The sequence below is a fragment of the Cytobacillus sp. S13-E01 genome (assembly GCF_029193815.1).
In the GTDB taxonomy this organism is placed as follows: domain Bacteria; phylum Bacillota; class Bacilli; order Bacillales; family Bacillaceae_L; genus Bacillus_BV.
In genome coordinates this window covers 1-25,867 of the sequence record NZ_JARFVC010000033.1, presented here as the reverse complement: position 1 = coordinate 25,867, position 25,867 = coordinate 1, and the positions used below count along the sequence as shown (strand labels likewise).

At 37.1% G+C, this 25,867-nt stretch carries 27 protein-coding genes and 1 pseudogene; 6 read left to right on the top strand and 22 right to left on the bottom strand.

Going from position 1 to position 25,867, the window contains the following annotated elements; all coding sequences use genetic code 11:
- Positions 1-192: 192 nt before the first annotated feature.
- The 4 genes from PY093_RS16900 to PY093_RS16885 all read right to left on the bottom strand — a co-directional run bounded on the left by PY093_RS16900 (position 193) and on the right by PY093_RS16885 (position 5,372).
- A complete protein-coding gene (locus PY093_RS16900; RefSeq protein ID WP_275647028.1) occupies positions 193-1,152 on the bottom strand; it encodes a hypothetical protein in 960 nt (319 codons plus the stop codon).
- 30 nt (positions 1,153-1,182) lie between these two features.
- Positions 1,183-3,210 carry a DEAD/DEAH box helicase gene (locus PY093_RS16895; RefSeq protein WP_275647027.1) on the bottom strand — a complete coding sequence of 676 codons (2,028 nt, stop codon included), beginning with the start codon at positions 3,208-3,210 and terminating at the stop codon, positions 1,183-1,185.
- Between the two features lie 409 nt (positions 3,211-3,619).
- Positions 3,620-3,763: a hypothetical protein gene (locus tag PY093_RS16890; RefSeq protein WP_275647026.1), complete on the bottom strand. Its 144-nt coding sequence runs from the start codon at positions 3,761-3,763 to the stop codon at positions 3,620-3,622.
- Between the two features lie 151 nt (positions 3,764-3,914).
- Positions 3,915-5,372: a protein adenylyltransferase SelO gene (locus PY093_RS16885; RefSeq protein WP_275647025.1), complete on the bottom strand. Its 1,458-nt coding sequence runs from the start codon at positions 5,370-5,372 to the stop codon at positions 3,915-3,917.
- A 201-nt stretch (positions 5,373-5,573) separates the two neighbouring features.
- Here PY093_RS16885 and PY093_RS16880 point away from each other — a divergent pair, with 201 nt between their 5' ends.
- The 4 genes from PY093_RS16880 (at position 5,574) to PY093_RS16865 (ending at position 8,798) form a co-directional block, all read left to right on the top strand.
- Positions 5,574-5,774, top strand: coding sequence for a GHMP family kinase ATP-binding protein (locus PY093_RS16880; protein WP_275647024.1), 201 nt, complete (start codon positions 5,574-5,576; stop codon positions 5,772-5,774).
- Between the two features lie 144 nt (positions 5,775-5,918).
- Positions 5,919-6,920: a UDP-glucose 4-epimerase GalE gene (gene galE, locus PY093_RS16875; protein WP_275647023.1), complete on the top strand. Its 1,002-nt coding sequence runs from the start codon at positions 5,919-5,921 to the stop codon at positions 6,918-6,920.
- 106 nt (positions 6,921-7,026) lie between these two features.
- Complete coding sequence (locus PY093_RS16870; RefSeq protein ID WP_275647022.1) at positions 7,027-7,734, top strand: response regulator transcription factor; 708 nt, start codon at positions 7,027-7,029, stop codon at positions 7,732-7,734.
- Between the two features lie 2 nt (positions 7,735-7,736).
- Positions 7,737-8,798, top strand: coding sequence for a HAMP domain-containing sensor histidine kinase (locus PY093_RS16865; RefSeq protein ID WP_481769316.1), 1,062 nt, complete (start codon positions 7,737-7,739; stop codon positions 8,796-8,798).
- 46 nt (positions 8,799-8,844) lie between these two features.
- Here the strand turns inward: PY093_RS16865 and PY093_RS16860 are convergent, their stop codons facing one another.
- From PY093_RS16860 to PY093_RS16850, 3 genes are all read right to left on the bottom strand, one after another.
- Complete coding sequence (locus PY093_RS16860) at positions 8,845-9,303, bottom strand: hypothetical protein (RefSeq protein WP_275647020.1); 459 nt, start codon at positions 9,301-9,303, stop codon at positions 8,845-8,847.
- A 128-nt stretch (positions 9,304-9,431) separates the two neighbouring features.
- Positions 9,432-9,608 carry a hypothetical protein gene (locus tag PY093_RS16855; RefSeq protein WP_275647019.1) on the bottom strand — a complete coding sequence of 59 codons (177 nt, stop codon included), beginning with the start codon at positions 9,606-9,608 and terminating at the stop codon, positions 9,432-9,434.
- 9 nt (positions 9,609-9,617) lie between these two features.
- Positions 9,618-9,863 (bottom strand): hypothetical protein, encoded by a 246-nt coding sequence (locus PY093_RS16850; protein ID WP_275647018.1) that lies wholly within the window; start codon positions 9,861-9,863, stop codon positions 9,618-9,620.
- 218 nt (positions 9,864-10,081) lie between these two features.
- On the opposite strand from PY093_RS16850, the gene PY093_RS16845 reads away from it, so the two are divergent.
- Together PY093_RS16845 and PY093_RS16840 are read left to right on the top strand one after the other, a co-directional pair.
- A complete protein-coding gene (locus PY093_RS16845; RefSeq protein ID WP_275647017.1) occupies positions 10,082-10,315 on the top strand; it encodes a hypothetical protein in 234 nt (77 codons plus the stop codon).
- Entirely contained in the window at positions 10,312-10,836 is a 525-nt protein-coding gene (locus tag PY093_RS16840) for a DUF2269 domain-containing protein (RefSeq protein ID WP_275647016.1), read from the top strand. Before PY093_RS16845 ends, PY093_RS16840 begins: the two co-directional genes overlap by 4 nt.
- A 250-nt stretch (positions 10,837-11,086) precedes the next feature.
- On the opposite strand, the gene PY093_RS16835 is transcribed toward PY093_RS16840, so the two are convergent.
- The 15 genes and pseudogenes from PY093_RS16835 to PY093_RS16760 all read right to left on the bottom strand — a co-directional run bounded on the left by PY093_RS16835 (position 11,087) and on the right by PY093_RS16760 (position 25,465).
- Complete coding sequence (locus tag PY093_RS16835; protein WP_481769315.1) at positions 11,087-11,551, bottom strand: YehS family protein; 465 nt, start codon at positions 11,549-11,551, stop codon at positions 11,087-11,089.
- A gap of 254 nt (positions 11,552-11,805) precedes the next feature.
- Complete coding sequence (locus PY093_RS16830) at positions 11,806-13,179, bottom strand: MDR family MFS transporter (RefSeq protein WP_275647014.1); 1,374 nt, start codon at positions 13,177-13,179, stop codon at positions 11,806-11,808.
- Between the two features lie 414 nt (positions 13,180-13,593).
- Positions 13,594-13,671 (bottom strand): hypothetical protein, encoded by a 78-nt coding sequence (locus PY093_RS16825; protein WP_275647031.1) that lies wholly within the window; start codon positions 13,669-13,671, stop codon positions 13,594-13,596.
- A gap of 118 nt (positions 13,672-13,789) precedes the next feature.
- Positions 13,790-14,497 (bottom strand): M48 family metallopeptidase, encoded by a 708-nt coding sequence (locus PY093_RS16820; RefSeq protein ID WP_275647013.1) that lies wholly within the window; start codon positions 14,495-14,497, stop codon positions 13,790-13,792.
- Positions 14,498-14,802: 305 nt separating this feature from the next.
- Positions 14,803-15,297 carry a GNAT family N-acetyltransferase gene (locus PY093_RS16815; RefSeq protein ID WP_275647012.1) on the bottom strand — a complete coding sequence of 165 codons (495 nt, stop codon included), beginning with the start codon at positions 15,295-15,297 and terminating at the stop codon, positions 14,803-14,805.
- A gap of 66 nt (positions 15,298-15,363) precedes the next feature.
- Positions 15,364-16,640 (bottom strand): annotated as a pseudogene (locus PY093_RS21300) (insertion element protein); the annotation flags it as partial.
- 190 nt (positions 16,641-16,830) lie between these two features.
- Positions 16,831-17,118, bottom strand: coding sequence for a hypothetical protein (locus tag PY093_RS16800; RefSeq protein WP_275647009.1), 288 nt, complete (start codon positions 17,116-17,118; stop codon positions 16,831-16,833).
- Between the two features lie 281 nt (positions 17,119-17,399).
- Positions 17,400-18,650, bottom strand: a complete 1,251-nt coding sequence (locus PY093_RS16795; protein WP_275647008.1) for a DUF4153 domain-containing protein — start codon at positions 18,648-18,650, stop codon at positions 17,400-17,402.
- 333 nt (positions 18,651-18,983) lie between these two features.
- The gene (locus PY093_RS16790; protein WP_275647007.1) at positions 18,984-19,250 is read right to left on the bottom strand and encodes a type II toxin-antitoxin system Phd/YefM family antitoxin; all 267 of its coding nucleotides are present in this window, start codon (positions 19,248-19,250) and stop codon (positions 18,984-18,986) included.
- 148 nt (positions 19,251-19,398) lie between these two features.
- The gene (locus PY093_RS16785; RefSeq protein ID WP_275647006.1) at positions 19,399-19,818 is read right to left on the bottom strand and encodes a hypothetical protein; all 420 of its coding nucleotides are present in this window, start codon (positions 19,816-19,818) and stop codon (positions 19,399-19,401) included.
- A gap of 70 nt (positions 19,819-19,888) precedes the next feature.
- Entirely contained in the window at positions 19,889-20,350 is a 462-nt protein-coding gene (locus PY093_RS16780; RefSeq protein WP_275647005.1) for a DnaB-like helicase C-terminal domain-containing protein, read from the bottom strand.
- Between the two features lies 1 nt (position 20,351).
- The gene (locus tag PY093_RS16775; protein ID WP_275647004.1) at positions 20,352-21,161 is read right to left on the bottom strand and encodes a DnaB-like helicase C-terminal domain-containing protein; all 810 of its coding nucleotides are present in this window, start codon (positions 21,159-21,161) and stop codon (positions 20,352-20,354) included.
- The gene (locus PY093_RS16770) at positions 21,158-22,129 is read right to left on the bottom strand and encodes a DnaD domain-containing protein (protein ID WP_275647003.1); all 972 of its coding nucleotides are present in this window, start codon (positions 22,127-22,129) and stop codon (positions 21,158-21,160) included. The genes PY093_RS16775 and PY093_RS16770 overlap by 4 nt, the downstream gene beginning before the upstream one ends.
- A 346-nt stretch (positions 22,130-22,475) precedes the next feature.
- Positions 22,476-23,735, bottom strand: coding sequence for a mechanosensitive ion channel family protein (locus tag PY093_RS16765; RefSeq protein ID WP_275647002.1), 1,260 nt, complete (start codon positions 23,733-23,735; stop codon positions 22,476-22,478).
- 1,133 nt (positions 23,736-24,868) lie between these two features.
- Positions 24,869-25,465, bottom strand: a complete 597-nt coding sequence (locus PY093_RS16760; RefSeq protein WP_275647001.1) for an MSMEG_1061 family FMN-dependent PPOX-type flavoprotein — start codon at positions 25,463-25,465, stop codon at positions 24,869-24,871.
- Positions 25,466-25,867: the final 402 nt, after the last annotated feature.

Sequence of the window (25,867 nt, the reverse complement as noted above, 5' to 3'; positions counted from 1 at the left end):
GTTCTCATTGGCCATTTTCCCAGTTTAAAGGAGAGTAACCCCTAGAAAGGTGCCTGACCCCAAGTGCGTTAATACCTTCATATACTTGGGGTCAGACCCGAAGTCGCGGACTTCCTTTACAACCCCGAACATCTACTTACTAGGCGAGGGTGGACTTTCGTGTTTAACAGACACCATAATGATATGGGTTTCTTAAGAATTTCCTCCAAAAAATTGTTTTGTGATTGGATTAAAATAAATGATTTTCTTTTTTATCTTACTCCTAAATTCAATATTTATTGTAAACTCTTGTAAAGGGATGAAATACAATATCGCATTATCTAGGTTAATTTCCGTTTGTCCGGTGTATTTATTGTAAATTTCTTGTAGTTGTTTGTCTCTTTCAAGTTCGATTGCAACAGATTTTGCCATGATCTCCTTTTTCTTCTCATCACTTAGGCCCGTTCGACTAGCACGCTTTTCATTTTCTTTTAAAAGCTCAGTATAATAGTTTGTGATTCTAGTAATATCCTTTTCAAACGCTACTGGTTTGGAAGCATGATTATTTTGTTGTTCTGCCATTTGTTTTACATAATTTGTTGCCATATCAATTGGCTGTGATAAGTCAATTTGAACTGGGATTGGATAGGTGTAGAGTGATTCATGTTTATAGATAATTCGATTTTGTTCCTTTTTCATCTCAGCACTAATTTCGTTTGTTAATAAGTTTATCCAAATTTGTTCAGATGTTTCTATTTTTTCATCCGATACATATGTAATTTGATATTGAAAAACGGCCCATACCCCAAGTACAGGTCTTTCCTCAACAATGTTTAACCTACTGGATTCTTCATCTTTAAGAAAATCTGTTAGCTTTTTTAATGGATTGCCCACCTCTAGTCGCTCGACTTCCGCAAAACGTAATGTGCTCACTGCTTGCTCTTGGACGATGGCCAATAATTGCTCCAAAATATAACTTCCAAATGTTACAAACTCTGCTTCTGGATTTTCCTGTGCTACTTCAAAATCAAAGGCTAGCATAATTTCTGATCTATTTTGAAAGTGAAGTGTATATACTTCAGGGATGAGAACATTGCATAGGGCATATTCGATGGGTTCCACAAGTCCACCGAGCTCTTCAATGATCTCAATGACAAACTGCTGTAATTGCATCACACACCTCCAACTTTTGTAAAGTAAGCTTTAAAACAAGTGGTCATCTAATTGCTTTTGCTTACTCAATTTTTGTTTATTTTCAAGAAGGATTTCGCCTATTTGATCTAATTCAGATTGCACTTCTTCATTCGTTTTTGCATTCACCCACGCATTCATGACCAAGTCTGAAAAGTCTTCCTTTTCTTCAATATCACCAAGGATAGCATCTACCTCGCCGACGACTAGTTCGAACATATTAATTTTGCGATCTAGTAAATCCAATATATAATACTCAATCGTGTCCCTAGAAGCGAGATTATAAACAAATACATCTTTCTCTTGTCCAATGCGATGAATTCGTCCAATCCGCTGTTCAATAGCCATTGGATTCCAAGGCAAATCAAAGTTAATCATCCCATTGCAAAATTGTAAATTTCTCCCTTCCCCGCCAACTTCCGTACTTACCAAAACATCCGCCTTTTCTCTAAAGAAAGCGACCTGTTCTTCTTTCTCTTTTCGCCGTAGTCTCCCGTGAAATTCTGCAACTTGAAACCCACGTTTCTTTAGCAAGGTAACTAAGTAGGCCTGTGTTGAAGGAAACTTAGTGAAAACAATCATCTTATCATTAAATTCCGTTAAGATTGATATGAGCTCTTCCATTTTTGCATTCGTTTCTGTTTCGTTTTGAGCTAGTGCTTGGGTTCGATCGAGAAACCTTTTCATCGCCTTGCGGTCAAACTCAGATAACTTATCATTATCGACAAGTCTCTCTAGTGAAGGAATAACCGCTATGGTTGAACTGCCAATCTGTTCTTGAAGGCTTTTAAGATGAAAACGATTTAACACCGGATGTTGCTCTTTGTAATGATTGCGAATAAAAGTACTCATGTCATCATATAAAATCTTTTCCTGTACTGAAAGCGCCACATTTCTTGTATAGGCAAATCTTTTGGTAAACGTAACATCGACATTACTACGTTTGTTGCGAATCATGACATCAGCTAACAAATTCTTAAGTACACCTGCATTTTTAACTTCAATGCCGTCTTTACTTTCTACAAAATTCTGCTTGAAATAACGATATGTTCGAAGTTGTCCAGGTTTTAAGAGCGTGATTAAATTGTAGAGTTCCTCGAGATGGTTCTGGACAGGAGTAGCGGTTAGTAAGAAGATATACTTTTTATTTATTCCATTCGCAAACTGCCATTTTTGTGTTAACCTGTTTTTTAAATGATGGGCTTCATCTACGATTACTAAATCATAATGCTGTTCAAAAATGGCTTCACGGTGATTTTTTCGTTTTGCTGTATCAATCGAAGCAATTACTTTTGGATAATGGGCCCAAGCCTGTTCATTCATTTTTTTAAAATCGGGATGATCCGCACGTATAAAGTCTTGATTGAACTTCCTTTTCATTTCATTTTCCCATTGCCCTACAAGGGATGGGGGTACAAGAATTAAAATTTTTCTCACCAAGCCGCGCATGATGTATTCTAACATCGCAAGCCCTGCTTCAACGGTTTTCCCGAGCCCAACTTCGTCGCTTAATAAAACTCGTCCTTTAAAACGGTTAATTACTGATTTAACTGTATTAACTTGGTAGTCAAATGGTTCAATTTCCCGCACATATGGTAAACAGATTAACTCATTTTGATTTGCTCCAACTTTGAATTCCTTTGCGACTTGGTATAGTTGAAACCATTTATCAGGAATGTTAGTAAACTGAGTGATTGAGCTTATCACTTTACTTGCATGCTCTTTATTTCGGTGTTTTAAAACTAAAGGATCAGCTGGTGGAATAACTGGGACAGTTACTTTTATTCTTTCGTCTTCCGTATATTCAATCGTTAAAAATTCAGATGAATAGCGGGCAAAGAATCCTTTGATTCCCCTACCTTGCAAAAGTCTTTCATCCCAATTAATCGAAAATTTCCTACGTAGCCCTTGGTCATTTTCCATTTCAAATACTTGGTCGGAAATATCTGTTTTCTTAAAAAAATGGATCAATGCAACATCCATTTCCATTGCATGTAAATCAAAAAGTTCTTGGTTTACCTTAAATAGAAATTTTTCCAATTTCAAATCACCCGCTTTTTTTGTTTGAATGCTAATCTATTACAAATAGTTTAACATTCACAATACATTTTTTCGACAAGATCTACTTTATCTATAGTGCGCAAGTACTTTTAATTGGTCTCCTTGCTCCATATATAGTATATAACAGGATAATTCTAGCTGATTATTCACATATTCGCTACATCTATGTCTTATTCCTTCTAAAAAGCTTAGGGTACACGCTTATCGGCTATACGAAAAAAGAGGCCAAAAAAAGGGCCTGACCCCCAATGCGTTAATGCTTTAATTTCTGGGGGGTCAGGCACTGAAGTTTCTTATCTTTTAAAAGGGAACGGTCTCAATTGTCACTCAAATGAGACCGTTCCTTATTGTGCTAATTTGGAACTTACTTATTCCTTGGCTGGCTAGTCTAGCGTTTATGATGATTGTTACCAACATTGTCATTTGGTGAGTCACCAGTGCCATCCTTGCTGTCACTATTAGGTGTACCAAATATTTGATTATCCTTTGTAACTTTAGCTCCCTCTAAAAACTTATCCTTGGTTTTTTTCACTGTCTTCATCTCCTGAATAATAGTAATATTTTGATCTGTAGGTTAAATTGCTAATTCGAATCTGTGATTAGTAATCTCCAATGTTTATCTCGCCAATATTAGGTTTACTTGCTAGGTCTGATTATTTTGTACCGTTAAAATAAATAAGAAATCATGTTCCACAAAACGTTTGATAAGGACGGCTTGATGGCCCCGGTAATGTGCAGTATTCAACCTGATCTGGTGAGTGGGCGAAGGGCTTAGAAAGAGCTTCAAGTAGTTTCACCATTACGCTATAGTCTCCTTGCACGGCTGCTTCTAGTGCATCTTCTACACGGTGATTCCGGGGGATAACAGCAGGATTGCTATCCCTCATCAACTGTTGTGAGGATTCCTTCGATTCCTGCTGTCTGCCTAATCTTGCCTGCCACAGCTCATTCCACTGTGCAAATTCCGGAGTACCAAACAAGGGTGAGTCCTCAAGGTTATCAAGAGTTAATGCGCGGAAGGTATTTGTAAAATCCGCACGATGCTTCTCCATCATAGTGAGAAGGTCTTCAATAAGAGATTTATCCTGAGTCTCTTCATTAAATAATCCCAGTTTCGCTCTCATACCAGCTAGCCAGTTACTATGATACAAATCAGGATAATCTGAAATCGCATTTTGTGCTATCTCAACGGCCTGATCCTGATCTTCATGTAGTAACGGCAATAAGCTCTCCGCAAATCGTGCGAGATTCCACCCGCCAATATTAGGCTGATTACCATATGCATAACGGCCTTGTCTATCAATAGAACTGAATACCGTAGCCGGGTCATACTCATTCATAAAGGCGCAAGGACCATAATCAATGGTTTCCCCGCTTATTGTCATGTTGTCAGTGTTCATCACTCCATGAATAAAACCAACCAATTGCCATTTGGAAATAAGCTTTGCCTGGCGTTTGATTACTTCTTGAAGGAGCGACAGATATCGGCTCTCTTCACCTTCAACTTCAAGATAATGGCGCTGTATTGTATAGTCTGCGAGAGCTTTAATTTCCTCTACAGTTCCGAAATTTGCTGCATATTGAAAGGTACCAACACGCAGATGACTTGCAGCCACACGGGTTAAAATAGCACCAGGCAGGTCAGTTTCGCGGATTACTGCCTCACCAGTTGTAACTACTGCAAGGCTTCGGGTTGTAGGAATACCAAGCGCATGCATGGCTTCACTGATGATATATTCGCGTAGCATTGGTCCAAGTGCCGCTCGGCCATCGCCACCGCGGGAATATGGCGTTCTACCAGAACCCTTGAGCTGAATATCAAACCGTTCATCTGAAGGAGAGATCTGCTCGCTAATCAGAACTGCCCGACCGTCCCCTAACATATTAAAATGCCCAAATTGATGCCCCGCGTAAGCTTGAGCAAGCGGCATCGCACCTTCTGGAATTTGACTTCCACCAAACATCGCTACGCTATCTTCACTTTGTAGTGCCTGAACGTCCAATCCCATGGATGTACCCAAAGATTCATTAAGAATGACTAACTTCGGTGATCGGACAGGAGTTGGGTTTTGGCTTGTAAAGAATGTTTTCGGCAGACGAGCATAACTGTTATCTAAATTCCATCCCGGATTCTTTGTCATCGTATCCCCCTTTTCTTCTATTATCTATAAGTATCACAGTTTTAGCTTTTAAAACAATAATATGGTTTATTTTCAAATCTACATTCTACAAGGAAACCCTTTTTTAGTGTTCACTTCTACAAATGTATTATACCGTCTGAAACAGGCTTGATACGTTTGTAGAATAAAGAGTAAATGTTTTATCTTCTGGAAATATGCCAAATGGAGCAGGTCTCTCCTCATCCGCATCCCAAGCTGGCAATAGATGTTTTGCTAACTGAGCTGTTTGATTTAAAGATGGAACGAATCCAAATGATTAAACTTGGCAAACAGGCCGAAAATAAGTATATTGGTGTCAACAGTGTAATAATGGATCAATTTTCTATTTTTTATGGAGAAAAAGGATTATGCTTATCCTGCTAAACTGCCAAACATTAGAATATAAATATGTTCCGCTTTTATGGAACTTTAATGATGAAACTATCGTGAAAAGGTAGGCTATGATGCTATTTTTTACACAGCTATAAATGGTGATGATGCAAAAGAACTTTCTAAGGAGCTGTAATTATGAGTGTATTAGTTTTAGGTGGTGCTGGTTATATTGGTTCTCATGCTGTTTATCAGTTAATAGACCAAGGTGACTCTGTAATTATTGTTGATAATCTTGAAACCGGTCATAGAGAAGCTGTTCATCCAGAGGCTTTATTTTACGAAGGAGATATGCGTGATATAAATTTCCTACGCTCTATATTTGAAAAAGAATCAATTGATGCGGTTATTCATTTTGCTGCGAATTCCCTTGTCGGTGAATCGATGGAAAATCCCCTTAAGTACTTTGATAACAATGTTTACGGAACACAGGTGTTGCTTAAAGTAATGGTCGAGCATGATGTTAAAATAATCGTTTTTTCTTCCACTGCAGCAACCTATGGTGAGCCAAAAGCTGTTCCCATTACGGAAACCGTACCCACAAACCCAACTAACGCTTATGGTGAAACAAAGCTTACCATGGAAAAATTAATGAAGTGGACAGAACTAGCACACGGCATAAAATATGTTTCATTACGTTATTTTAATGTGGCTGGTGCAAGAGAAACTGCAGAAATAGGGGAAGATCATCACCCAGAAACCCATCTGATCCCCATTATTTTACAGACAGCATTAAAACAGAGATCTCATATCACAATCTTTGGTGAGGATTATGATACGCCAGACGGGACATGTATCCGTGATTATATTCATGTTGAAGATTTAATCAATGCCCATCTATTAGCACTAAACTATTTAAAAGATGGTGGCAATAGTGATGTCTTCAACCTTGGAAGCAGTCAAGGTTTTTCAGTGAAAGAAATGATTGGTACAGCTAGAGCCATAACAGGTAAAGACATACCCGCAGAAATTGGCCCGCGAAGAGCTGGTGACCCAAGTATTTTGATTGCAAGCTCCGAAAAGGCAAAACAAGTGTTAGGCTGGAAACCAACAAGAACTTCCATTACAAAAATAATGGAGGACGCTTGGAAGTGGCATTCTGCACGTCCAGAAGGATACAAAAAGGAAGTGGGAAAATGATCTTTCAATATATAGCAGTATCCATTCTACCAATAAAGTGCTGTCACGAGCGTAATTTTTTGTTACTATGAAAGAATCAATGAAAAAAGTTAAAGCTAGGTGAAAAATGGAGAAAACAGTTTTGATTGTCGATGACGATCGGGATATCGTCAGGCTAATCACAGAAAGCTTAAAATTCGAACAATTTAAAGCGATACCTGCATATTCTGGAAAAGAAGCTTTATCTATTTTGAAGGCAAACAAGATTGACTTTATCGTTCTTGATATCATGATGCCGGAAATGGACGGTTTAGAAGTTTGCAGGAATATCAGAAGTGAGCACAATACGCCGATCCTATTGCTGAGCGCTCGCAACAGGGACATGGATAAGATTATCGGATTGGAAATAGGCGCTGACGATTATATGACCAAGCCGTTCAGCATTCAAGAGCTTACCTCGCGCATCAAAGCTCATTTTAGAAAGGTTGACCGATTGTATAAGGAATGGAACGGTCTCAGGCAGGAAAAGGAGCGGAATACCGAAGTTTCAACTTCGCTACTCGTTTTGAATGAAAAGACGTTCGTAGCTTTTTTAAATAATCAGCAACTGGAGTTATCGACAAAAGAATTCCAGATTTTATCTTTTCTGAAGAATCACCCTAATAACGTAGTAACCCGCGAGCAAATTTACGAGAACGTCTGGGGAGACGAGTACGGAGAATTAAACACTGTCACGGTGCACATCAAGAATATCCGTAAAAAGCTCGGTGGGCAGTACGACTTCATAAAAACCATCTGGGGTGTCGGATACAAATATGTTGAAGGGAACGAATGAATTTGAAGCTCAAAATTAAGCTTCCTCTACTGTTTCTTCTGATGTTTCTGCTGATGTTTGGGCTGATTACCTTTTTTTCTATTATATATATAAAATCGTTAGAAGTAGATCAAGGGCACCAGTGGATAGGAAATATATTAAATCCGCTGCATTTTGAAATGCTTCTGCTTTTAAGTATTTTAATGGGCTTGATGTTTGTCGTTTTAATCGTATATTTTCACTTCAACATTACCAAACCGATTCAGACTCTCAATATAAGACTGACAGAAGTAAATATCAGGCATTCTCGAAAATCCCTGCATTCAAGAAGGCAGGACGAAATCGGAGAATTGTACAATCATTTCAATGAGATGGAGGAAAGACTTTATCAAGCGCACAGAGAACAGGTTGATATGATTGCAGCAATCGCACACGATTTGAAGACTCCATTAACGACTATAACAGGCTTTGTGGAACTGCTCTCTATGCATAAAAATCTAACCGAAAGGGAAACACAGGAATATTTTGAGCTTATTATCAAAAAATCAAAACATATGGTTGAGCTAATCGACGCTTTCTCTGAATTTACTAAGGACGAGCTTATGCTAGAAACCATTGATTTGAAATCGGTAGAAGCGCAAACATGGTTTGAAAACATTGCCGCTGAATATGAAACCGAATTATCCGGCTTCGATTACAAGCTGACATGGAATTATTCCTTCAACCCGAACCAGCTCGTTATGATTAATGAACATATGTTACGGCGCGTGTATGGAAATCTTTTCAGCAACGCTGTAAGATACGGAGAAAAAAAGGATCTCAAAGTCTATATGAGCGGGTATACACGGGGAAATTATGCGTTTTTTCAGATTGAGGATGATGGCGTGGGAGTGCCAGACCAAGAGATGGCTTCTCTATTCCATAAATTTTTTACGGTTGATAAGTCCAGGCAAATGGATAATGGTGGAACGGGACTAGGCCTAGCCAGCTGTAAATCGATAATTGAACAGCACGGTGGTGAAATTAGCGCGTTTCATTCAAACCATGGAGGATTGGGAATTCGGTTTAGTCTCCCGCTTGTATAGAAACTTGTTAAGAAAAGCGCAAGGCGCCCATATTGAGGAACGTCAATTAAAACGTCTTTTGATTACCATTTTCGATTTTTTTCGGAATTTCGGGCATCAGATTGCCCTTTTGGTTACCATTTTCGATTTTTTTCGGAGTTTCGGGCATCAGATTGCCCTTTTGGTTACCGTTTTTTATTTTTTTCGGAGTTTCGGGCATCAGATTGCCCTTTTGATTACCGTTTTTTATTTTTTTCGGAGTTTCGGGCATCAGATTCCCCTTTTGATTACCGTTTTTTATTTTTTTCGGAATTTCGGGCATCAGATTCCCCTTTTGATTACCGTTTTCGATTTTTTTCGGAGTTTCGGGCATCAGATTGCCCTTTTGATTACCGTTTTCTATTTTTTTCGGAATTTCGGGCATCAGATTGCCCTTTTGATTACCATTTTCGATTTTTTTCGGAGTTTCGGGCATCAGATTGCCCTTTTGGTTACCGTTTTTTATTTTTTTCGGAATTTCGGGCATCAGATTGCCCTTTTAGTTACCGTTTTTTATTTTTTTCGGAGTTTCGGGCATCAGATTGCCCTTTTGGTTACCGTTTTTTATTTTTTTCGGAATTTCGGGCATCAGATTGCCCTTTTGATTACCGTTTTCTATTTTTTCGGAATTTCGGGCATCAGATTGCCCTTTTGATTACCATTTTCGATTTTTTTCGGAGTTTCGGGCATCAGATTGCCCTTTTGGTTACCGTTTTTTATTTTTTTCGGAGTTTCGGGCATCAGATTGCCCTTTTGATTACCGTTTTCGATTTTTTTCGGAATTTCGGGCATCAGATTGCCCTATTGATTACCGTTTTCGATTTTTTTCGGAATTTCGGGCATCAGATTGCCCTTTTGATTACCGTTTTCGATTTTTTTCGGAATTTCGGGCATCAGATTGCCCTTTTGGTTACCGTTTTCGATTTTTTTCGGAATTTCGGGCATCAGATTCCCCTTTTGGTTACCGTTTTCGATTTTTTTCGGAATTTCGGGCATCAGATTCCCCTTTTGGTTACCGTTTTCGATTTTTTTCGGAATTTCGGGCATCAGATTTCTTATCTTATAAAGAATTTCAGTTTAAACAAAAGGCATTTTTGTTTAAACGCTACTTCATAATTCTTTAGATTTGTTTTATATCTTTTTATCTTCATTTTACCAGTGTTTTATTTTGCCCATTTACAATAGGGTTGACGGTATGCTAATAAAACATTGCACTACTGGATTTTGCACTAATAGTTCAAGAAAACAAAGAGGTGGATATCTTAATGAGTCAATTACTAAATTCCAACAACGGCGCTGACGTGGGGCCTACTGGGAATCGACCACCAGGCATACCACGCTGGGTGAAGGTTTCTGGGATCATCACGATCGTCTTGATCCTTCTGATCGTCATCATGATTTTTATTGGCGGTGGTAACCACGGTCCTGAACGCCACATTACGACCAATGATGCTAGTGCTCAGACACTACCCATAGTACAGGGGGTGGAACAGATATGACGATGACAACCGGTCTCCGCAAGTTCGCACTCACCGCGCATATTACTGCCTCAGTAGGCTGGCTCGGTGCAATCATTGCTTACCTATCTCTCGCCGTCGTTACTCAGACCAGCCAAGATACTCAGATGGTGCGTGCCGCCTATCTCTCGTTAGAGCCAATCACTGGGTACGTACTCGTCCCGTTGGCCTTTGCCTCTCTACTAACCGGGCTTGTCATGTCACTAGGCACCCCATGGGGCTTGTTCCGACACTATTGGGTCGTTTTCAAACTCCTGCTTACCGTCTTTGCTACCTACACCTTACTGGGGTTCACGCAGTCAATGAGTCGCATGATCGGCGTAGCATCCGATCCGACAACGTCCGTTGCTGATCTACGTGCGATGGGGGCAGGCATGGATCACGCCGTTGGTGCCCTAGTGGTGTTGCTCTTGATTACAATCCTGTCTGTCTACAAGCCCAAGGGCATGACTAGATATGGGTGGCGCAAGCAGCAGCAAAAACGCGAGGTATCACAGTCGTAGAACGCACCGAATCATATAGCGTGACAAGAACAACCAACATAAAAACAATTAACAATTTAGTCGATAAAAATTGTTAATTGTTTTTACCATTTTGATTTTTCAAGTATTAATAACATGGCAGACTTACCAATAGGTTAGTCTGCATGATTGTTGGTCATAAAAGGTTCATTGTAATAACACATTACTCCGTTAAGGCATCCCGATTTCACGCTGCAAAGTTTGAGTTAATTAAAATATATCTGTTTTCATACTATTGTTGTATCCTATATTTTATAGTTAATCCCTTTAAGAAATTCCTAGCGAATTTATCACCGCATTCTTTATAATTCTTATGCCCTTCTTTTCTTAATAAGGCGCTTAATTCGCCTTTTGTTATATTGACTCCTGCATCTTCTATTATTTCGATCATATCCTCACTTGTTAAGGTTAGCGCTATTCTCAATTTCTTTAGAAGCATATTATTAGGATGTTCATTAGTCAGTGCAGGTCTTTCAGGTTGTCCTGGTTTTGGTTCTTGTATTCCTCTTTTAAAAATAATGAAGCCATTTAAAAATGTCTCTAACATACTGTTATTTACACTTTTATGATCATCACTTTCCTCGGTATCACCATCATAGTCATCTTCGTAATCGTAATCATCCTTTGGTTTTGTTAGCATCTTAAGCACGTCTTCTTTTGTTACCTCAATGCCACCAAGTTTAAATATTTCAACCATATCTACATTTTTTATATCTAGAGCATATCTTAATCTAATTAATATATCATTATTAGTCACCTATAATCCTCCTATAACATTGCCTATTTGAACTGCAGCTTCATCATTTCTATTATTGCCCTTTTTAATAAGGTCTTAACGAGGAAAAAGGTATTAAAGAAAATACGCAAGTCCAACAGATTCTCGAACTCTTACATGTCTATTTTCAAAAACTTTCAGGACCAACCAGGCTACTTACTTCATCCTTCATTTCTCTAACTCATCGATAGTTGTTTTCCTTTTTCACCAAGTAACATTGCTGATGTTATGACCGCGAAAAGTGCTAATATTACTAGTATGATAAATACAGTGTGTAAGCTGACTTCTAAGGCATGTCCTGTTAGTTGGTCGCTTAGCCATAGACCTGAAACGGCAATTCCGATTGCTTGTCCTAGGTTTCGCACTAAATTAAAGGTACCCATTGCTGCTCCTCGTACTTTCCATTCAACAGCCGATTGGACAGCTACTGTATAGGCAGTAAGCGATAAACCGAAACCAAACCCAATTACAGCTGTTACGACCATCATCCAAGGTACAGTTGTGGATTCATTAAATAAGACTAAACCTATACAACCAACCATTATGATTGAAATTCCTATCATGGTTATTCGTCCAATTGATGTATTGGCTAACATTCTTCCTGATAACATCGAAGCAAGGGGCCACGTAAGTGACATTGGCAACATCGTAACTCCAGATAGAGTTGCATTTAAACCTGTGACACCCTGGACCCATAATGGGATATAAAAAGTGACGGTTACTAAAATGAAACCAAGTAAGAATCCCGCTATGGTTGAGATTGTAATAAATCTATTTTTAAATAAAGCAAGTGGGATCATTGGTTCTTTTGCTTTAGTTTCAATCCATATAAATATAATAATTACAATAAACGACAAAATAAATAACGATAAAATTCCACCTGTAACTTGGTTATGTTCTTTTAACATTGTTAAAGCGTACAAGAATGCTGTTATACTAACCGCAAATGTAAACATACCGGCATAATCTATTTTGTGTTTTTTCTTTTCAATATCTTCTTTTAAAGCCATCCATAACAGGATAAGAGAAACAATACCAAAAGGAAGATTCATATAGAAAATCCAGTGCCAAGAGATCGTATCGACTATAAAACCTCCAGCAAGTGGACCAGCAATTCCTGCTATCCCCCAAACACTGCTCATCAATCCTTGCATTTTTGCACGCTGTTCATATGTAAAAACATCGCCAATGATTGTAAATGGAATTGTTGTTAGCGCCCCCGCACCAATTCCCTGGAGCAGTCGAAAAAGGACAAGTTGTTCCATTGATTGAGATAAACCCGAAAGCATTGACCCTATTAGAAAAATAATCACTCCAATGGTAAACATAAGCTTTCTTCCATATAGGTCAGCTAATTTACCAAAAATAGGTGTACTAATAACAATGGCCAAAAGGTAGACAGAGATGACCCACGTATATAGCTCGCTCCCACCTAAATCTCCTACAATCTTAGGCATTGCAGTACTAACTATCGTACCTTCAATAGCGGTTAAAAATGTTGCTATTAATAACGCAAAAACGACGGATTTTTGTTTTGTTTCACTTTTCATTTTTCCTTTTTCCTTCTTTCTATGGACATACCCGATTACTTGGAGTAGATCCTTTCCATTAGAGACTGCTTTTTATCTTTTTAATTCTATTAATATAATTAACTAGTCCATGGAAAATAATAACGATTTACATACAAACTTGCAACCTTTACAAATTGTTTAGCCTTACAACTTTTAGACAGCCCCATTGCCTTAATAGTTTCATTTTTCGGACCGTTCTGCTACTTTAAAATCTAGGTTCATATTTCGTCGCTCAAATACTGGTTTATCAATTCGGTCTAGTTTGCTGTGCTTTTTTGGGATGCTGGCGGATCTTTTGAAAAACTTGTTTTTATCAGCCCTCATAGCCCATTCCCTTAGATCCGTAACTGTTTTTTTCATCGTTTTGATCTTTTTTTGCTGTTCTCTAAAATGCTAATATTGTATCCGCATACTTTCTTCCTTTTGGCTTATAAACGAGGAATAATTGCCCTTATAGGATATTGATTCCATATCCTCTATTTCAACAATAATAATTTTTGTTAGAAAAAAATAGAATTACAAAACGGGTCATGGGGACAGGTTCACTGTCTCAGTTTATTCGGACAGGGTTCCTGTGTCCCTCGTCCCGCTAAACGGTCATTTTCCAGTTTGATAATGCTAACCAATTTTCTTGATCCTTATAGCCGGGCATTATTTTGCCAACAAGGCGCCAGAAGGATCGGTCATGATTCATATGAACCATGTGGCACATTTCATGAACGACTACGTAATCAATGACATTCTTTGGTGCCATAGCTAGCCTCCAGTTAAAGGTTAGCTGTAGGTTTGAATCACAGGTTCCCCATGTACTTTGGCTATCTGATATCCTGATTGAACGTGGTTTCACTTTAAAATTACTTTGATAGGACCTGATACTCTTCTCCACCAAGGCTTTGCACTGCTGGTAATAAAATCGCTTTAACGCTTGCTTTATTCTTTCGCCCTCAAACTGTTTTACATAAATATTTAGCTGTTTATCATCAAACACTACGTGGTCTTGCTCTATAGTACTATCTTGATGGATTTTTATAGGATAAGTGTTTCCCAAATAAAGAAAGCTCTCACCATGATCATAAACTTTCTCCTGTGGTCCAAGTAACCTATCCTTCATTTCTTTTGACTTTTGTTGAATCAGTATCCATTTTTCCTCTAGTAACTGAATCACGCTTTCATCTGATGTCCCTTTAGGAGCCTGGACTTCTACATTTCCATAGACGTCTATATAAACGCCTATCGATTTACGGTTTTTATATTTTATCTCAAAACGCATTGTTTCACCTAAGTAGGAATGTATCATTTTATCACCCTTATGGCATTTTCCTTGTATTCTATAAAATTGTTAATTTTAAAAGACTAGATTATATACTTATTAAATAAATTACAATGAAGGTACTATAACAATAATACGACACACATATAAAAAGAAGAAACCGTTTTTAGTAAGTAGTTCAGTTTTGGAGTAGAAAAGCAGAAATAACGTAGAAAAAATACACCGAAATAACTGTATTTTGGTGTATAAAATAACACTAAAAATAGCAACTATATTAGACATTATTAAAGCACCTTTGCTCAAAGGTGCTTTAATTGTTGTTTTTATTGAGTTTATAACAACTTATATAGATAATATTCATTAACAGGCTTTCCGTTTATTATCAATGAATGTACTTTTTCGCCTTCTAATATAAAGCCCATTTTTCTATACAAGTTGAATGCTTTTATATTACCTTTGATAACCGTAAGCTCTAATCTTGAAATTTCAACTTCTTTTGCCCATTCAAAAACTTGGTTGAATAGTTTAGTGGCAATCCCTTGTCCTTGATATTCTTCAAGGATACCCAAGACAAGATATGCAGAATGTTGGTTTCGTTTTAGATTGCTACCTAACACTGCGATAAAACCAACAATTTTGCTTTCAACTTCGGCTACAAAGAAGATTGATTTCTTTTCAGATAGAATTCTTTCTATTGATTTTCTTTGCTGTTCAACAGTTGTTTCTTTTTCCCCAGGTTCAAACGTCATAAATCCAGACTCATCAATTTTCTTGCTTAACTCTACGAAGTTTTCTGCATCACTTACTGCTATTGGTCTGATTATCATTATAACTCTATCCCTTTGTTTTTATATTTTTCATATTTTACCATATTTTTTTATTTTGCAAAAATTTCATCGGAAATAGATAATATCGTTTAGTTCAAACACTTTATCTGAAATACCAAGTCGCTGAGCTGGAGTTAGTTTCTTTCCATCCGCAGACTTGTAAGGTAAGCAAAAATTAAAATAAGTTCTCAAAATAGTCAATGCGTATTGAGCATACTTCGGATTAAAGTTAGCGTAAATATAACTTTTTCCTTCACCTCTTGCGGTCATTAAAGGTCTTTCGAGAATGGATAATCTTCTTCTCATTTGTTGGATAAAGGCATTGGTGGCATTATCATTTACCTCTAATACCATATCAGCAATATCTTTTGGCTCATAAGAGGAAAGGTCTGTTGTGCAATCAACCAAGTGAAAGCCTTTATCTTTTGATGCAAAAGGATGTTCAGTTGGATTATTGGCATATTTGTTGAAGGTCTTTTTCCCTTCTGAAACTTGTTCGTGAAAAGTATGTTGGCTAAACACTTCGGTCAAATAGTATTTCGCCAACTTCCTTAAATTTTTTGTATCATACCCACTTTGAAAACCCCACTCCAACAAATCCTATTTCGCATCTTGAAATTCTTGCAAACACTGTTTCTTTGATTTTTTCTGTCAACAAGACTTAGAAAGTGATGGGCATCGTATCGTTTGATTTCTTCAGCAAAAACACGATAGAAGGCTGTTTTGATAGAGTTATCATTGTCGCTAATCATTCGCCATTCATTTGCCTTTACAAGTTGTTTAATAAGCCAATAATGAGCAATATTTATATAGGTAGCATTGACGTGAAGACCATCTACATATTGGCTTCTGTGTTTAATTTTATTGATGTCGTGGGTGTATTGAGCATACAAATCCTTATCTTCTTTGGGTGGTTCTTGTGGGAAGTGAGAAAACTCTAATCTTGCATTTTTCTTAGAAAACTCATTCAAGAAATCATCTTTAAATTGAATGGTATCCAAAGCCAACTCTTCAAAGGTAATATCCCAATCATAAGCAACATCAGAACGAAAGGCATACCTTGAAAAAACTTCCGAAGTAACAACAATGTAAGTTTGCAAATTTAAATCTTCCAACCCCCGAAACTTACTTCCACCTTGACCCTTTTTCAGAACATTGTTAAGTAAATAGTGCACCTTATCGGTATTTAGCCACATTTCCCCAAAATGCTTGTCCTTTAAAGGTTTTGTTTCGTATCTGTCCAAAAACTCTAAACATCTACGATAAGGCCATTCTAACTTGTGATAGTATGTTCCAACCCCAATATCTAAAATTAATGTGACACGGTACCTGGCACTTCGTCCGGAAGTTCTTCACTTGAGCAATCTTGAGTCTATTTCTGAAGAAGATATACTTAATAAAGAAGATTAATTCAGCCTTATAAGAAGGAATATAGAAACTCTACAAAAAGCACTTAACTAGAAAAAGAGCCTGCACATGGATGCGGGCTTTATACGGTTCATAGATTGATTCTACATAAGATAAGATTAGCTTTCACTTGTAACTTAGATGACAAAAATCCGTTTGTAACCTTTCCGTTAATAACTCAATCAAGTCGAGTTTTTTGAGATTACTAGCATTTGAAATTTCTAAGCTTTTTCTAATAGTATCCAGCTCTGTTTTCGTATATCTTCTAAGTCCTTCTGTTAAAGTAAAGGGAATTTGAGTTTCTCCCCAATGCTTTTTATACTGTTTGTCCTCCTGTTCTCTTCTCAAATTCTTTAAACCTTGTAAGGCTGCTATCATTTGATTTTCTACATCCTTAGGCATCTTGTCACTCATCGCTTACACCTACTCTACTAATTTGATAATGCTCCACCTAAAACATTGCTATTATAGTAATAATTATAACCAAAATAGAACAAAGCATAACAATTAAGATGCTTTGTCCTTATACAAATTTGGTCGTCAACATTTCGAGCTCATTTTGACTGTTTTGCTATATTAGGGTTCATAAACCGTTTTATGTGACCTCACCTTGACAGTTCTGCTATTTTGAGAGTTAATAAAACTCCAATAAATTTTTGTTCCAATTCGAAAAGTGACTAGGCAACATGATTTAGCTATTTGAAAATCAAAGGGAAAACAAATGTAACAAAAGCTGCCCAAAGACCATAGATTGGCAAATACTTAGTAATGGCATCTTGGATGGTTGAAGGTCCGGTTTTGTTTTGTAAAAAACGTATATAGGAAAGCATGATCCAAATTAGATTTGCCCAGATAAGTAGATTTACACCTAAAACAGCAAGTCTGTTGGGCGTAATTCCATAAGAAGAAAGTCTGAACACGATGGCCGACAACGCTACACTGTCAATAATAAGAGCAAGAACAATTAAGGCAAAATTGATATAATCAAACATGTTCTTTTTCTCCTCCGTACCGCTTTCGGTAATAGAAAATATGGTTACGACCAATACAAAAAGTAGTATTCCATTAAAGGCTAGCAGGAAATTGCGATCTAAGAATGGATTTTCCCCAACCCCTATAGCGGTTATAAGGTAGACCAATAATGTGACCAAGACAAGTGGGCTAAAGATTTTAGCTATATATGGTGTAATATTCTTGGCGATTTTAAGATTGTTAGATACTAGGTGTGTAGCCACAATTGAGAGCCCAGCAGCACCAAATAAAACGATATTTCTAAAATAGAAGTCTGCTATATCTAGGGCGACAAAGCTAAATAACTGCATGGTTAATAATGCGAGCAACATACCGCTAATGGCCATGCTGCCATATAAAATGCCAAATTCCAAATTAAATTTAAGATAGCCTAATCTTGTGTTGCCTATTGAATAGTCATTTCCTGTGAATGCTAATCCTACCAAAACCCATAAGAAGATGGGTAGGTGTAAATAAGCAAGGATGATACTATCTTTATTAAAATCTAATGGCAGTAAATTAAGGAAAACCTCAGAAATCAAGAACATTGATATAAGGGTGTAAAGAACCTTTTTCTTCGGAGGATTCTTATATACAAAATAAGCTGCAATAAAGGGAAGTATTCCAAAAGCCAGGTTAATTGGAGCGATTGCTTCCTGTTCGACAAAATGGAAAATGACCCTAGTAACTATCCCTGCCAGAATGGCTAAAATGCCCATCAGCAAGAAACCTTTCTGAGGCAAGAATGCTTTATCCGTATTCTCAACCTCCTTGAAATGCAATCTTTCATACCAAACAGCAAAAACAGGTGAATTTGGGTTTTGTTCCCAAGCGTGTGAGAATGACTTTTTAAAAGCTTTAGGGTCTTTTCTGAACATCCTCTCCAGCTCATGTGGGTTATCAATATTTTCAATAAACAAATGGTTATTGTCCATCGTTTTTACCTCCCATATTTCTTCATATCAAAATCTACTTTCCTTTTTCTAAAGCCTTACATTTCCTTTATCTTGTTTATAAGATTTTAACACGATATTTATCGAATTACAATAAATATATGTTATTTTATACTATATTTTTATTGCTTAGTAACACATAAACGATTCTGCTAATTATCTTTTAACTGATGCCTCTTTTCTCAAAGTTTGTTTTTTCCTCAGGAGCAAGCGCCTTCCGCTCCAATCCACTTTTGATTAATACACGAAACTCCAAAATAAAAAGGTGCTTAACATCTGTCACTTTTGACTGATGTTAAACACCTTATTTTGTATTTATTTTCTTCCATGCTTTTTCTTTAGGTCTTTAAAGACTTCTTCCCCATCTAAAAGTTCTTCACCGTTTTTTAATTGGATTTCTGCTTCAGCTAACTTTTGGTATAACTCCAACTTCCCTAGAGACTTTTCATAGGTTTCCATACTCATAACAACTAAATCTCCATAGCCATTCTTCGTGATAAAAAGAGGTTCCTTGATTTGGTGGCACAATTCAGAGATTTCTGTAGTATTTCTCAAATCCTTTATCGGACGAATTTCAGGCATAATCACATCTCCTCGTATCATAACTATGCCTTAATTATAGCATTATTATGAATAACCAACAAATAGTTACCTATCCATTTTCTAGTCTATTTACTCTTTAACAGTTACTACGATTATAGAAGAGAAAGGTATTTAAAATTCCAATTGACTACCAACTAAACTCCCCAGCCACAGCCGGAAAGCTGCTATACTCCTTCCTCATATCCCGAAAAGAAACAATCTCCTTCCCTCTAACAAACTCAGTATCTAGTGAGGATTCCTTACAATACATTGGGGGTTGATAATACGTTTCAATAAAGAACTGGGTAGCCTCATTCGAATTTCGGGCAAAGATATAGACGAAATCCTGCTCGTTCATCTTAAGTGCATAGATATTCATCTTATAAATTCCTAATACATTATTAGTAATCATTTCTTCTACTTTCTGATGATCGGCTTGATCGAAATCTAGTTTGGAAAAGTCGTCTTCTGAAGTAATCTTTTTTTCTTGATATAAGTGGAAGATGTAATGTGCCAATGGTGATACTTCATTAGAAATACTATAATCGAATACCTCTTTTACCTTCATTGGTTTCACCTCATTAGTATAATGGTTGTTTTGTGGGGTTCGTGGTTGGGTTTTAGTTTGATGTATGCAGTTAGTTAAAGACTTCATTCTCTCTCTTTTCCTCCGTTTGCTCTTCAATGGTTCCAGTAAATTCGTTGTATTTTACGGTAACCGTACCAACTGGACCGTTCCGATTTTTCGAGACAATGATTTCAAGAGTAGGATTTCCAGAGTCTTTGTCATAATATTTCTCACGGTACAAGAACAAGATAACGTCGGCATCTTGTTCGACACTTCCTGATTCACGAATATCAGACATCATCGGTCGTTTATTCGCTCTTGTCTCGACCGACCGATTTAGTTGTGCTAAACAAATGACAGGGCAGGCAAAATCCTTTGCCATTGTTTTTAAACTTTTGGAGATTTCCGTTACTTGTAGGTGGGCATTTCCTCCAAAAGGTTGGCTTGATTGTATGAGTGTTAAATAATCGATAAAAATAATAGGTTTCTTGGTTGGGTATTGATTCATGACTTTTCTTGTTTTTGCTCTCATGTTAGCTACCGTTTGTCCAGCCCCACCCTAAAATTTGGATATTTGTTTCATTTAGGTCCCCAATCACATCAGACCATTTCTGCTTTTGGGCTGGGGTTAGCATTTTTTTGGGGTTACGCATTTTCACACGGTTGAAGCCTCCTGTTGAAGCAATTAGGCGAGTCGTTATGAGCTTTTCAGGCATTTCGAGTGAAAAGATAAGTGGAACATAGCCTGTCCATCCCGCTGCTTTTGCAAAATGGAGCATAACGTCTGATTTGCCCATCGATGGTCTTGCCGCTAAAATAGTTACTTCCCCGTCTTGAAAACCACCTGTCATGGCATCAAGTTTTTTAAGTCCAGTTGCCGCACTCTTTATCACTTCTTGCTTTTTCCAAGGGGCTTCATAGATGCTTACCAATGCTTGTTGGATTGACGTATGATCATCCATTTTCAGCTGATTAATCTTGTCCAATTCGGCTATGACTCTAGCAATCTCCCAATCTTTCAAGGCTGCCATCTTCAGGATGTTTCGCTTTTCTCTTTCCTTCCACCCATCTATGATGAGCTTCTCAACCTCGTCAAATTTTTCAATATCGGCAAATGATAACAGTTCGGATAAATACGACATTCCACCGAAGGATTCAAGATTAGGTAAGGTTGTTAAGGTGATCAAATCAATATTCTTACCCGCTTGGTTAAAGTCAACCATTCTCCGCAACAACTCTTTATGACGTCCACTTTCTAACTGTTCAGGGCGGATAACGGTATCTTTGATCAAATAATCGGCTTTCATTAAGCTGCCAAGAAACGTCTGTTCTACAACATTCACGATTCCTCACCTGCTGTTATATCTAGTACAAATTCCCTTGGTATATCGCGACCGACTTTTTTTGATTCGCCCAATTGTTTTTCTCTCAAACCCTTGGCTTTGTTCTCGTCATACAACTCAATTTCTTCAACGGTTAGCAATGATTCATTTTCCCAATTTTTTAAAATAGCAACAACATAGTTCAGCTTTCGTTTATTGTTTACACAAGCAATGTGCATTGCTTTTAAAATTACTTCTTTCGGATTCATAAATGTAGCATCATCTAACCAAGCTAGTAGCTGAGCTTTTGCATGAATGTTTGCAAAACCAAATCCATTCAGATCCCAAAACTCATTGATTTCCTTCACAACCTCTTCGTAAACCGTCTGTTCTGTTTTATTCACTTTACTAGGATAGAGAACTGTTTGTTGTTGTTTTTCTTTTTCTTTTTCTTTTTCTTTTTCTTTTTCTTTTTCTTTTTGCCCACGTATCGTGAAACGAGTCGAAAACGAATCGTCAGACGAATCGTCGACTAGGGGATCAGAAGAGATAGATGTCGTATCTTCCGCTTCATAAAAATTTTCATAAAGACTACGAATATCAAGCTTAGGAATGTTTTCACCAACATACTGAATAAGCGAGGTATCCTCGACATTTTCCAATTCTGCTAAAATACAATCTGTCACCGGTTTGCCACCACGATGCAGGTTATCCTTCCCCCAGTTTTTAATCGCAAGCTCCCTTGTTTCTGGATTGTAGCGAATGAGTTTATGATGTTGAATAAATCGATCCATTAATGAATGCACACTTTCAATCGAATACCCCATATCAAACGCCATCTGTTTCTTCGTAATTTTATAGATGCCAATTTGTTTCGTATGTGGATTTGTTAATAGATATAAAAAAAAGTACCGATCCTCCGGTGTCATCTCCTCCGATACTACCGGACTCATCCAAAATTCTGTATGTACCATTCTGTACTTTGCCATCCCAACCACTATCCTTTCAGTAACCTTTATTAAGATTCCTTTTCACATAAGTTATAGGCTTAGAGGGTACAAAAGGTGGCATGACTTTTCAATAAAATATTTTTTAATTAAATTTGGGGAAATTACTTTTAGATTTTGGGTTTCATATACCTAGAAAATTTTCTTTTAATCAATCTGTTAGAGACTAATGTATATTTTTCCAATAGCAAAAAAGACATCCATTTATTCCGGATGTCCTCTCGTTATTTCATATGAGATAGCTAAAATCATAAAACTGAAATTTTATTTTTAGTTGTCTCTATTTTTCAATTTTTTTAATAACTTAATCTCTTCCCTGGATCATAATCTAATTATCAACCATCTTTTCCTTGCCTGATTCACCAATAATTCTTTTCAAGTCATTCCCTGAAGGATTCTGGAACACTCTAAGTCCAAATTCGGGTGCTACTGCAAAGAGATGATCAAAGATATCTGATTGAATGGTTTCATATACGTCCCAGCGGATATCGTTGGTAAACGCATATATTTCTATTGGCAAACCGTGTTCGGTTGGTGCCAGTTGTCTGACGAGTAAGGTCATATTCTGACTAATCCCATTGTGATTTTGAAGGTAATTGTTTATATACGCCCGAAAAACACCAATATTTGTAAGGGCTCGTCTATTCACCCGATTGTTTTTGTTATTGTCATGCTTCGCATTGTATTCAGCAATTTCATTTTCTCGATTCTTTATATATGTAGATAGATAGTTAATTTGTTTAAATTCCTCAATCATTTCATCCGTGCAAAACATGATTGTATTTGTATCAATAAAGACGGATCGTTTGATTCGTCGACCACCAGAAGCTTGCATCCCCCTCCAGTTTTTAAAAGCGTCAGATACAAGAGCATAGCTCGGTATGGTCGTAATCGTTTTATCAAAGTTTTGAACTTTTACCGTATTTAAAGAGATATCAATGATGTCCCCATCTGCTTCATATTTAGGCATTTCAATCCAATCTCCAACACGTACCATGTCATTGGCTGCCAACTGAATGCCCGCTACAAGCCCTAAGATTGAATCTTTAAACACTAACAAGAGAACAGCAGAGAGCGCTCCAAACCCACTTAATAGAAGAAAAGGACTTTTCCCAATCAGGTTCGCAATGACAATTATTCCGCTAAAGATAAAAATCAAAATCTTTGCGACCTGTATATATCCCTTAATCGGCTTAGTCTTTGAGATTTCGAACGTTTGATAAACATCGTTAAATGCATTTAAAAAGTTGTTTATCACAAGTGCACCGACAATAATGATGTAGGCAATTGCCCCTTTTTCTATAACATGCTGAAAATCAGGGAAGGTTGGAGCAAAGTAATAGATAATGATTGCTGGAACAATGTGAGATAACCTATGAAAGACCCTTCTTTCCAATAGCATGTCATCCCATTTGAATTTATTTGTCGTAATGAAATGCGTGATCACCCTCATGACGATTTTCTTCGTGATAAAATTTGCGATTATACAGAGGATTATTATAAATAAAATCATGATAAAAGCAGCCATATAATCAGCCAGGCTCGGACCCATTCCAAATTCCAGCATTTGGTTAAGAATAAACTCCATCGTATTCCTCCCTTCTATCCTTATTACGGCTTTTCGGGTGTCCGAATTCACTAATGTTACTTAGTATATACCATTCGAAGGTAGTTTACAGTGGTTTATCGGTAGAAAGCCAGTTGAGTTCTTCATTTTTATAGGAATTTGATAGTCGATGAAAAACAAGTCCACAAAAAACTTTAAAGAAGTAGTTAAAGTGAGCAATTTAAAGTAATATTTCTACTATTTCAAAAGAAAAATAAACTTCCATCGTTTGGTAATGTTACTTTGCTGGAGAAAGAAGCAAAATGAAAGAAAAAGTAGTTACATACGGGGAAAAGCTAGGCAGTAAAAAAGGGAGCAAGGTCGTTTTATTACTTACGGGTTCTCTTTAAAGGTGCAAAACAGTAAATCACAATGCAAATAGGGTGCGAAATCGTAGTGATTTTCTCACCCTATTTTTTATTGCTAGATCAATGTTTTTTTGTAATTTAACATATAAAATCGCATGATAAATCACATAGTAAATCACTATTTGCGAATAGCAATTCTCTATCTGATAATTGGTTTGCTAAAATAGATGTAAAATTACTATGTTAAATTATGTATAAGATCGGATTATCAGAAATTTCGGCTCCATTATAACTAAATGCTGTTTTTACCGTGTTTAAAAAATAAACGGAAAAATTCCGTTTAAATTGGTAAATACGCATATTTTCCTAAAAATAAGGGAAGTTTTTCCGTTTAAATTATCCAAAACCTTGGATTTTGTCTTATTTAGAGCAGTTAATCGGAATATCTCCGCTTATATCTGCATCTAAAGCCCCCTCTATAAACATTAGCAGGAAATTCTCCGCCTATGAATTCTTATTCCTACACGAATATCAACAATGAATAATAACAGAGCCTTGATTTTAAGGACATTATTTATATACCTTATACACTTAAATTTTTGGGTTTAAAGAAATATAAAAAGCATGGCGACTTCCTATGACTTTTTGTAAGTTATATACCCTGTTTTTTCACTTTTTGCACTTCAAAAGGGAACCCGTTAGTTTTATTACCCTATCCTTTTTTCTATTTGACCTGAAAACCAGATGTGAAATTCTTGAATGTATTCACTATATGAAAGGCCTGTGGTCAGGCTCTAAATTTCACCTTTATCTCCTCACTTCCACTCCATTGTGTTGCAAGGCTGCATGAAATATTTCCAAACCGGATGGGATGTCTGCTTTGTTTGGCCATGTGTCAGTGTTCCATATTTTTGATTTTTTCAATGCACGAGAGCAGTGGATAAAGCATTCCTCTATATCAACACCGATTCCAAGTAATGGTGGCTTTCCGTTTAGGTTCATGTTGTTTAAAATCTCAGTATTTTTTATTATAGTTGCACGTCCATTTATGCGGAGTACCTCCTCTAGCCCTGGAATGAGGAATAATAGTCCTACGTGTGGATTGGATAAAATATTAATGATGGAGTCTACTCGTCTATTGCCTGGACGATCCGGAATCACTAATTGCTTGTTGTTTATTATCTGGATTCCACACGGATAGTCCCCTTTTGGCGAAACATCACAATCTCCCTCTGAATTTGACGTAGATAGAAAAAACAGTGGTGACATTTCTACAAATCTCTTACAATGCTCATCTAACACCGAAACGCTTTTTTTTATGACATATTCGTGTGGCGTTCCTACTATTTCTCGAAGCTCCTCTTCTGAAGCAATTGCATCGGTAGAAAAATTGATTAACTCCATCATACTACCCTCTTTCTTTAACGACATTTAGTTACTATCTATTTTACAGGAATGAAAATCATTATCAATACTTGACTTCTAATTAGCAATGAAAAAGTGTAAAGCTTGCTGCTATCTGAAGATATTTAAATCAAGAGTGGATTGGAGCAGAAGGCACTTGACTCCTGCGGGATTAAGAGGGATATCCGGCGATTCCCCACAGGCATAGCCGAGGAGGCTCGCATCCCTCCCCGAAGGGAATCCGAACTTGAAAAAGCCGGCAGTTGGGCTTTTTCAAAAGATAAGAAAGCATTCCTGTATTAAAGCAAAATGAGATTTGAATAAAATAAGCCTCCTTGGTATGATACAAAGTGTCCAAGCTGATCAGCGCAAAGGACATTTAATAACCAAAGGAGGACTTAA

What these genes read in the sequence shown, in the direction of transcription:
- PY093_RS16765 (WP_275647002.1), bottom strand. Translation starts at nt 23,735, where the DNA reads ATGGAGTTTATTCTTAACCAAATGCTGGAATTTGGAATGGGTCCGAGC.
- PY093_RS16830 (WP_275647014.1), bottom strand. Translation starts at nt 13,179, where the DNA reads ATGAAAAGTGAAACAAAACAAAAATCCGTCGTTTTTGCGTTATTAATA.
- PY093_RS16900 (WP_275647028.1), bottom strand. Translation starts at nt 1,152, where the DNA reads ATGCAATTACAGCAGTTTGTCATTGAGATCATTGAAGAGCTCGGTGGA.
- PY093_RS16840 (WP_275647016.1), top strand. Translation starts at nt 10,312, where the DNA reads ATGACGATGACAACCGGTCTCCGCAAGTTCGCACTCACCGCGCATATT.
- PY093_RS16835 (WP_481769315.1), bottom strand. Translation starts at nt 11,551, where the DNA reads ATGGTTGAAATATTTAAACTTGGTGGCATTGAGGTAACAAAAGAAGAC.
- PY093_RS16820 (WP_275647013.1), bottom strand. Translation starts at nt 14,497, where the DNA reads ATGATACATTCCTACTTAGGTGAAACAATGCGTTTTGAGATAAAATAT.
- PY093_RS16860 (WP_275647020.1), bottom strand. Translation starts at nt 9,303, where the DNA reads ATGCCCGAAATTCCGAAAAAAATAAAAAACGGTAACCAAAAGGGCAAT.
- PY093_RS16850 (WP_275647018.1), bottom strand. Translation starts at nt 9,863, where the DNA reads ATGCCCGAAATTCCGAAAAAAATCGAAAACGGTAACCAAAAGGGGAAT.
- PY093_RS16825 (WP_275647031.1), bottom strand. Translation starts at nt 13,671, where the DNA reads ATGGAATCAATATCCTATAAGGGCAATTATTCCTCGTTTATAAGCCAA.
- PY093_RS16845 (WP_275647017.1), top strand. Translation starts at nt 10,082, where the DNA reads ATGAGTCAATTACTAAATTCCAACAACGGCGCTGACGTGGGGCCTACT.
- PY093_RS16880 (WP_275647024.1), top strand. Translation starts at nt 5,574, where the DNA reads ATGGAGCAGGTCTCTCCTCATCCGCATCCCAAGCTGGCAATAGATGTT.
- PY093_RS16780 (WP_275647005.1), bottom strand. Translation starts at nt 20,350, where the DNA reads ATGAGAGCAAAAACAAGAAAAGTCATGAATCAATACCCAACCAAGAAA.
- PY093_RS16815 (WP_275647012.1), bottom strand. Translation starts at nt 15,297, where the DNA reads ATGATAATCAGACCAATAGCAGTAAGTGATGCAGAAAACTTCGTAGAG.
- PY093_RS16870 (WP_275647022.1), top strand. Translation starts at nt 7,027, where the DNA reads ATGGAGAAAACAGTTTTGATTGTCGATGACGATCGGGATATCGTCAGG.
- PY093_RS16785 (WP_275647006.1), bottom strand. Translation starts at nt 19,818, where the DNA reads ATGAAGGTAAAAGAGGTATTCGATTATAGTATTTCTAATGAAGTATCA.
- PY093_RS16795 (WP_275647008.1), bottom strand. Translation starts at nt 18,650, where the DNA reads ATGGACAATAACCATTTGTTTATTGAAAATATTGATAACCCACATGAG.
- PY093_RS16790 (WP_275647007.1), bottom strand. Translation starts at nt 19,250, where the DNA reads ATGCCTGAAATTCGTCCGATAAAGGATTTGAGAAATACTACAGAAATC.
- galE (WP_275647023.1), top strand. Translation starts at nt 5,919, where the DNA reads ATGAGTGTATTAGTTTTAGGTGGTGCTGGTTATATTGGTTCTCATGCT.
- PY093_RS16800 (WP_275647009.1), bottom strand. Translation starts at nt 17,118, where the DNA reads ATGAGTGACAAGATGCCTAAGGATGTAGAAAATCAAATGATAGCAGCC.
- PY093_RS16760 (WP_275647001.1), bottom strand. Translation starts at nt 25,465, where the DNA reads ATGGAGTTAATCAATTTTTCTACCGATGCAATTGCTTCAGAAGAGGAG.
- PY093_RS16855 (WP_275647019.1), bottom strand. Translation starts at nt 9,608, where the DNA reads ATGCCCGAAATTCCGAAAAAAATCGAAAACGGTAATCAAAAGGGCAAT.
- PY093_RS16770 (WP_275647003.1), bottom strand. Translation starts at nt 22,129, where the DNA reads ATGGCAAAGTACAGAATGGTACATACAGAATTTTGGATGAGTCCGGTA.
- PY093_RS16885 (WP_275647025.1), bottom strand. Translation starts at nt 5,372, where the DNA reads ATGACAAAGAATCCGGGATGGAATTTAGATAACAGTTATGCTCGTCTG.